3 protein-coding genes and 1 pseudogene are annotated in these 3476 nt (G+C 72.3%); 2 read left to right on the forward strand and 2 right to left on the reverse strand.

Translation table 11 applies throughout. From position 1 onward, the window contains the following. A pseudogene (locus GJ633_RS15090) lies at positions 1 to 1045 on the reverse strand (stage II sporulation protein M); the annotation flags it as partial. Positions 1046 to 1342: 297 nt separating this feature from the next. On the opposite strand from GJ633_RS15090, the gene GJ633_RS15095 reads away from it, so the two are divergent. Together GJ633_RS15095 and ilvA are read left to right on the forward strand one after the other, a co-directional pair. After that, on the forward strand, positions 1343 to 1783 hold the full coding sequence (locus GJ633_RS15095; RefSeq protein WP_156589459.1) for a gamma-glutamylcyclotransferase family protein: 441 nt from the start codon (positions 1343 to 1345) through the stop codon (positions 1781 to 1783). 271 nt (positions 1784 to 2054) lie between these two features. Next, positions 2055 to 3266, forward strand: a complete 1212-nt coding sequence (ilvA, locus tag GJ633_RS15100) for a threonine ammonia-lyase (protein ID WP_156589460.1) — start codon at positions 2055 to 2057, stop codon at positions 3264 to 3266. On the opposite strand, the gene GJ633_RS17980 is transcribed toward ilvA, so the two are convergent. Continuing rightward, positions 3242 to 3476: hypothetical protein (locus tag GJ633_RS17980; protein WP_231741382.1), on the reverse strand; the 235-nt coding region annotated here is incomplete at its 5' end. The genes ilvA and GJ633_RS17980 overlap by 25 nt on opposite strands.

Genomic DNA, 3476 nt, shown 5'->3' on the forward strand with positions numbered 1-3476 from the left:
GCGACCCAACCGAGCACCCCGAACCCGACGCCGACGGCGGCGACGAGCGCGTGGTGACCCGGCGTCCGGGCGACGAACGCGACCAGCTCGCGCCAGCCGCGACGGATCCCAGCCGACAGCTGAGCGCGGAGGCCGACCTCGGGGGAGGCGACCGGGTCGACGGCACCGCGGTAGTCCCCGTAGAGGACGGTCTTGAGGAGGTCGAGCGCGGGCGCGACGAGACCGTGGTCGCGAGCGCGATCAGGGCGCCGCCGCCGAGGAACGCGACCGCGGACGTGACCGAGCCGACGCCGATCAGCACGCCGACGGCGACGACGAGGTACGCGGCGGCGTCGGCGGGGTTCGCGCGGACGAACTCGGCGGCACCGTCGAGCGATTCGACCACGCCGGCGTCGTCGACGACGACCGCGACCGGTGCGAACGCGAACAGCACGCGGACCAGAAGCAGCGCGAGGAACCCGACGAGCAGCGCGACGAGCGCGGCGGCCGCGCCGACGAACGGGTCGACCGCGAACCCGACGGCGACCGTGACGGCGCCGAGCAGCGTCACACCGACCCACAACAGGAGCTCCGCGACGTAGAGGCCGAGGAAGGTGAGCCAGTGGCGCCGCGCGCCGGCGATGCCCGCCGTGAGCCCCCGCCGGTCGCGGAGCCGGGCGGCGACCGTAGACAGCTGGCCCGCCGAGACGACCGCGTACGTCAGGACGGCGAGCACGACCGCCGCGAGCGTGCCGGCGACGACCAGAAGTACCACGGTCGGCGTCGCCAGGGGCTCGAGCGCCGGCGCCACGCTCTCGGCCCACGCCTGCATGGCTTCCGGGTCCTGCGGGTCCGGCGGCGTCAGGTCGAGCCCGGAGAGCGCCTCGCGGACGGCCGCGAGGCGGCCGGTGAGTTCGAGGTGGAGGTACGCCCCGACGAGGCCGACGAGCATGCCGAGGCGGGCGACGACGGGGACGGCCGTCCCGAGGAGGTAAAACGGGATCAGGTCGGCGGGGCGGCGTCGGAGGGTCGAAACCGTCGCGGAGACGGCGGCTGACAGGTCCATGCGGGCGGGTTCGAGCGTCTGAAACTTAAAAAGCGGCGTGTCGACGGCGGCGACGCGGCGGAGCCGATTCACTCCCGCCGGATCGCCGCGAGGTCACCGCGGGAACGTCGACTCGACCCGTGCGCCGCCGCGATCGGAGTCGCCGACGGAGAGCCGCCCGCCGTAGTCCTCGTCGAGGGCCTCGACTCCGGAGCCACGAACATGGCCCCCACTCCGGGAGCGCGAGCAGAGGTCTGTGATCTACTCCCGGCCGTCAGCCGCCAGAACGTTGAAATCCGAGAGCGACTCACGCGGCGTATGGACGTCTTCGTGTACGGGACGCTCACCGAACCCGAGCGCGTCGCCGAGGTCTGCGACTCGTTCGTCTTCGTCGGTCCCGCGACGCTGACCGGGCTCCGTCTCGTCGAAGGGCGGTACCCGACACTCGCGCCGGGCGGCGAGACGGGCGGGCGGCTGCTCCGCACCGACGAGATCGCCGCCCTCGACGCGTACGAGGGCGTCGACGACGGGCTGTACTACCGGGTGACCGTCCCGCTCGACGCGCCCGCCGGGCACCCGGCGGAGGCGGCGGTGTACGTCGGCGACCCCGACCGGCTCGACGCCGACGCGACGTGGCCCGACCCAGGAGGGAGCGCGGAGCCCGGGTCGGACGAGACCGCTCCGTTCGACCGGCGGGTGGACGCCTATCTCGACGCGACCGACGTTCGGGTGCAGCTGACCGGCGCAGATCCCGTCTGACGAGCGGATGACGGCGTCGCAGTCGTGCGATTTCACTTTCAGTTCGGTAGCCTCACCTTTTTGTACTCGCGGGTGTTTTCATCGCCTGCACGTCACACGCGTGCATTCCCCCTTCACCGACGGCGAGCCGCTGGTGTGTATCGATCACTCCCTCGTCGACGCCACGGGTACTGCACCGTCGACGCCACGGGTACTGCACCGTCGACGCCGCCGATCCCGATCGGACGATCCGGACCGGAACCGATTAGCGGTCGGCGCGGCGACGGACGGTATGATCAGCCTCGCAGACGTTCGGGACGCCCGCGAACGGATCGACGGCGTCGCCCGACACACGCCCTTAGAGCGGTCGCGGACCTTCTCCGAGATGAGCGGCGCCGACATCCACCTGAAACTGGAGAACTTCCAGCGCACCGGCGCGTTCAAGATCCGGGGCGCGATGAACCGGATCGCCACCCTCTCGGCGGCCGAGCGCGAGGCCGGCGTGGTCACCGCGAGCGCGGGCAACCACGCGCAGGGGGTCGCGCTCGCGGCCGACCGCGCGGGCGTCGACGCCACCGTCGTGATGCCGAAGTTCGCGCCCGTCTCGAAGGTGAAAGCCACCCGCGGGTACGGCGCGAGCGTCCGGCTGGAGGGCGTGGACTACGACGAGGCACAGGCGTACGCCCACCGGCTGGAGCGCGAGGAGGGGCTCACCTACGTCCACGCGTTCGACGACCCGGCCGTGATGGCCGGGCAGGGGACGATCGGCCTGGAGATCGTCGACGACTGCCCCGACCTCGACACCGTCGTCGTCCCGATCGGCGGCGGCGGGCTGATCTCGGGGATCGCGGTCGCGGTCAAAGAACAGCTCCCCGACGTCCGGGTGGTCGGAGTCCAGGCCGAGGGAGCGGCCTCCGCGGCGAAGTCCCTGGAGGCCGGCGAGCGCGTGGAGATCGACAGCGTCGACACGATCGCCGACGGGATCGCGACCCGGTCCGTCGGCGAACGACCCCTCGCCGTGATGTCCGAGTACGTCGACGAGGTCGTCGCCGTCGACGACCGCGAGATCGCGCTGGCGCTCACGCTGCTCCTGGAGCGGGCGAAGACGCTCGTCGAGGGAGCGGGCGCGGTCGCGCTGGCGGCGGTGCTCTCCGACGCGTTCGACTACGCGGACGACGAGACGATCGTCGCCGCGCTCTGCGGCGGGAACATCGATCTCAACCGGCTCGGCACCGTGATCCGGCGCGGACTCGTCCAGATGGGTCGGTACCTCAAGATCACCGTCGACCTGAAGGACCGCCCCGGGGAGCTGGAGCGCGTCGCCAGCATCGTCGCCCGGACCGGCGCGAACGTGTACGCGGTCCACCACGACCGCACCTCCCGGGACGTCGCCGTCAACGCCGCCGAGCTGGAGCTGGAGTTGGAGACCGACGACGCCGAGCACGCCACCGACATCGTCAACGCGCTGGAGGCCGACGGCTACGAGGTCGAGGTGCTCTCTTGAAACGCGAGGCGCTCGCCTCGAACGGTCCACAACGCCGCGGCTCCACAGCTTCGGCTCCACGGCCGATCTGCGATCCGACTCCGCGACCGATCCGCGGAGCCGACTCCGCGGCGGCGCGCTCCCGCGACCGCCCGCGATCGAGCGGGCGGGAGCCGGCGCGCGAGGGAGTCGCGGCCGTTCACGAACGGCCGCGACGAGGCTGGGGAGGCG

The organism is Halorubrum sp. CBA1125, from assembly GCF_009742825.1.
Lineage (GTDB): Archaea > Halobacteriota > Halobacteria > Halobacteriales > Haloferacaceae > Halorubrum.

Excerpts from the sequence above, each read along its gene's own strand:
- GJ633_RS15095 (WP_156589459.1), top strand. The coding sequence starts at position 1,343 with ATGGACGTCTTCGTGTACGGGACGCTCACCGAACCCGAGCGCGTCGCC.
- ilvA (WP_156589460.1), top strand. The coding sequence starts at position 2,055 with ATGATCAGCCTCGCAGACGTTCGGGACGCCCGCGAACGGATCGACGGC.